The sequence below is a fragment of the Nocardia farcinica genome (assembly GCF_029867845.1).
In the GTDB taxonomy this organism is placed as follows: domain Bacteria; phylum Actinomycetota; class Actinomycetes; order Mycobacteriales; family Mycobacteriaceae; genus Nocardia; species Nocardia farcinica_A.
On sequence record NZ_JARWRU010000179.1, the window covers coordinates 1 to 3833 of the forward strand.

Sequence of the window (3833 nt, forward strand, 5' to 3'; positions counted from 1 at the left end):
TTTTGGTTAAAACCACAAAAAACCCCCACCACATCCCCCCCGTACTTCCCCGCGGGCAAAACCACCCCGCCGCCCATCTGGCCGACCTCACCCCGCCCCGCCCACCCCCGGTGCCCGAGCCGCCCGCGGGCAGCGGCCTGCTCCCCGTCCTCGGCGACGGCGGCATGCCCCTGCTCGGCCACTCCCTGCGCGTCTACCACGACCCGATCATCTGGGCGCGCCGCGCGTTCGACCGCTACGGCGAGGTCTGCTGGTCCAATGTCTTCGGCCGCCGCGCGGTGGCGGTCTTCGGGCCGGAGGCCATCGAGGTGGTTTGGAGCAACAAGGACAAGGTGTTCTCCAGCGAGCGCGGCTGGGAGTACTGGATCGGCCCGTTCTTCCGGCGCGGCATCATGCTGCTCGACTTCGACGAGCACCTGCACCACCGGCGCATCATGCAGCAGGCGTTCACCCGGCCCCGACTGATCGGCTACCTGGACATGATGCGTCCGGGCATCGCCCGCGAACTGGACTCCTGGCAGCCGAAGCCCGGCTTCCTGCTCTACGACCACGTCAAGCAGATGCTGCTCAACCTGGCCACCGAGGTCTTCGTCGGCGCCGAGCTGGGACCGGAGGCCAAGCGCGTCGAGCACGCCTTCGAGGACACCGTGGTCGGCGGGCAGGCCCTGATCCGCACCCCGGTCCCCGGCGGCACCTGGGACCGCGGCCTGCGCGGGCGCCGCCTGCTCGAGGAGTACTTCCGCGCTCAACTGCCCGCCAAGCGGGCGGGCGAGGGCACCGATCTGTTCAGCGTGCTCTGCCGGGCCACCAGCGACACCGGCGACACCTTCAGCGACGAGGACATCGTCAACCACATGATCTTCGTGCTGATGGCCGCCCACGACACCATCGCCGTCTCGCTGTCGATGCTCACCTACCTGCTCGGCAAGAACCAGCACTGGCAGGAACGCCTGCGCGCCGAATCGCTGGCGCTGGGCAAGGAATTCCTCGACTACGACGACCTGGACAAACTGGAATCGCTCGACCTGGCCTTCATGGAGACCCTGCGGATGTACGCGCCCGCGGGCGTGCTCATGCGCCAGGCCATCCGCGACACCGACATCCTCGGCCACTACATCCCGGCCGGCACCGACATCATCATCGGCGCCTACCCCTCCATGCGCCTGTCGCGCTGGTGGCCGCGCCCCGACGAGTTCGACCCCGAACGCTTCGCCGAGCACCGCCGCGAGGACAAGATCCACCGCTACGCCTGGTCCCCCTTCGGCGGCGGCGCCCACAAGTGCATCGGCCTGCACTTCGGCGGCATGACGGTCAAGTCGATCATGCACCGCATGCTGTTGCGGTACGAGTGGAGCGTCCCCGAGGACTACGAGGTCCCGCTGGCCTGGGGCACCGGTCCCACCCCCGAGGACGGCCTGCCCGTCAACCTCCGTCCCCGCCACACGACCGACCGCTCACGCTAGCGCGATCGACGATCGCCGGGCCCGCTCGTCGCGCCCCGGCACGGCCCCGTCTGCCAGGATGACCCGCATGAGCGCAGCGGCCAGGGCAGGCATGATCCCCGTCGGCACCCTGCTGCTGTTGTCCTCGCTGTACTTCGCCCAGGGCCTGCCGTACGGGTTCTTCACCCAGGCGCTGCCGGTGGTGCTGCGCGAGTCGGGCTTCACCCTGACCGAGATCAGCCTGGCCGGGGTGTTGTTCGCGCCGTGGGGGCTGAAATTCCTGTGGGCGCCGTATGTGGACCGGTACGGGACGCGACGGCAGTGGTTGCTGTCGTTGCAACTGGCCGCGGGGGCGGTGGCGCTGGTGCTGGCCTGCCTGGATCTGTCGACCTCGTTGCGCTGGTTGTTCGCCGGGATCGCGGTGGTCAATCTGGTGTCGGCGACACAGGACGTGGCCACCGACGGGCTCGCCGTGCAGTTGCTCGGTCCGCGCGAGCGCGGGCTGGGCAACGGAATCCAGGTGGGCGCCTACCGGATCGGCATGATCGTGGGCGGCGGCGCGCTGCTGTGGCTGTTCGCGCTGGCGGGCTGGCGGGTGCTGTTCGTCGCCATGGCGGCGCTGCTGCTGCTCACCGCGCTGCCGGTCCTGCTGCTCCCGCAGACCGCCACCCGCGGCACCTCCGAACCCGCGCCCACCCGGTCGGTCGCGCTGGCGGCGGGCTGGTGGCGGCGGCTGCGCAGGCCGGGGATGCTCGGGTTCATCGTGCTGATCGGGGCGTTCAAGTTCGGCGACTCGATGGGTTCGGCGATGGTGGGCCCGTGGATGTCCGATTCCGGGCTGAGCCTGGGGCAGATCGCGATGGTCAAGGGCGTGCTGTCGTCGGTGGGCGCGCTGGCGGGCGCGGCGGTGGGCGGTTGGCTGTGTTTCCGGCATGGACGCCGCCAGGCGCTGCTGATCGGCGGGGTCACCCAGACCGCGAGCCTGGCCCTGTATCTCGTCGCCGCGCTCGGAGTGGGCGGCTTCGGGCTCATCGTCTCGGCCAGCCTGGCCGAGCACATTCTCGGCGGGGCCGCCACGGTGGCGGTGTTCGCGCTGATGATGGACGCCTCCGATCCCGACCACGCGGGTAGCGACTACACCCTGCTGGCGTGCGCGGTCGTCACCGTGCAGGGGCTGGCGGGTTTCGCCGCGGGCGTGACCGGCGACCTGCTCGGCTATCCGGCGCTGTTCGGGACCAGCCTGATGTTGTCGGGAATCGGCTGCGCCGCGTTGATTCTCGCCATCGACCGGGGCAAGGGGCCGAGCGGTGTCCGTGCCGTCTGGCCGCGGCCGTCCCGATCGGCGGACACGACACCGGAGAACTGCGCAACCCCCGAAAGATAGGGGCGCGAAATCCGCTGTTACACAGCAATATTCGTGTTCTCCGTCCCATTGCTACCGTTCGTTAGCCTATGTAAGACTGGATTTCGTCACTGACCATCGCAGCCCGCGGGGACGCTCGATGGCACGCCCGGTCGACCGCGTCTCCCCGTGGGGCCGGGCGGAATCTGCGCGAAAACCGACAGCAAGGGGAAGCCCGAGATGACATCCAGGACCATCGGACGCCGGATCGCCGCCGTGACGTGTGGCGCGGTGCTGCTGCTCGCCGGATGCGGCGCCGCCGACGACGCCGCGGACACCGGAGAGGGGACCTCCGCGAGTTCCACCAGCGCGCGCGCAGGCACCCCCTCGTCCGCACCCGGTGAGGCCGACACCGCCGCGCCCGCCCCCGACACCCCGGAAGCGCCGCAGGGCCCCGCCCAGCCGGACGCTCCCGCACCGGGCGGCCCCGCCGCCTCGGCCCCGGAGGAACCGGCTCCCGCCGCCACCCCGGCGGACACCCCGGCCGGCGGCGCGTGGGATCCCTGCACCCTGCCGCAGGCCGATCTGATCAGCGCGGGCCTCGACGTCTCCTCGGCGGAGCCGATCACCCTCACCTCCTTTCCCGCCTGCAAGTGGCTGTCGGCCGACCAGACCTTCGATCTGGTGGTGAGCACCTCCGATCAGTCGATGGACGCGCTGCTCGATCCCACCCTGGTCGAGGACGTCCGGCGCAGTTCCTTCTACGGGCGCGAGTTCGCCCAGTACCGCTCGCTGGCGGACAGCAACAAGATCGGCTGCCACATCGGCACGGCCGCCGGCTCCGGCAGCATCGTCATCACGGCGCGCAACCTCCAGCGCAACACCGACGCGGGCGATCCGTGCCTGGACGTGAACAAGGTCGCGACGGCGATCTTCAATTCCCTGCCCTGACCCGGCCGGGGGGGGGGGGGGGGGGGGGGGGGGGGGGGGGGGGGGGGGGGGGGGGGGGGGGGGGGGGGGGGCCGCGCCCGCGGCCCCCCCCCCCCCGC

At 71.1% G+C, this 3833-nt stretch carries 3 protein-coding genes; all 3 read left to right on the forward strand.

Features of this window, described 5'->3' with window-relative positions; genetic code table 11:
- The first annotated feature begins 77 nt into the window (after positions 1–77).
- On the forward strand, positions 78–1463 hold the full coding sequence (locus tag QH283_RS03690) for a cytochrome P450 (protein ID WP_280501614.1): 1386 nt from the start codon (positions 78–80) through the stop codon (positions 1461–1463).
- A 67-nt stretch (positions 1464–1530) separates the two neighbouring features.
- Entirely contained in the window at positions 1531–2826 is a 1296-nt protein-coding gene (locus tag QH283_RS03695) for an MFS transporter (RefSeq protein WP_280501612.1), read from the forward strand.
- A gap of 198 nt (positions 2827–3024) precedes the next feature.
- Positions 3025–3735 carry a DUF3558 family protein gene (locus tag QH283_RS03700; protein ID WP_280501613.1) on the forward strand — a complete coding sequence of 237 codons (711 nt, stop codon included), beginning with the start codon at positions 3025–3027 and terminating at the stop codon, positions 3733–3735.
- Positions 3736–3833: the final 98 nt, after the last annotated feature.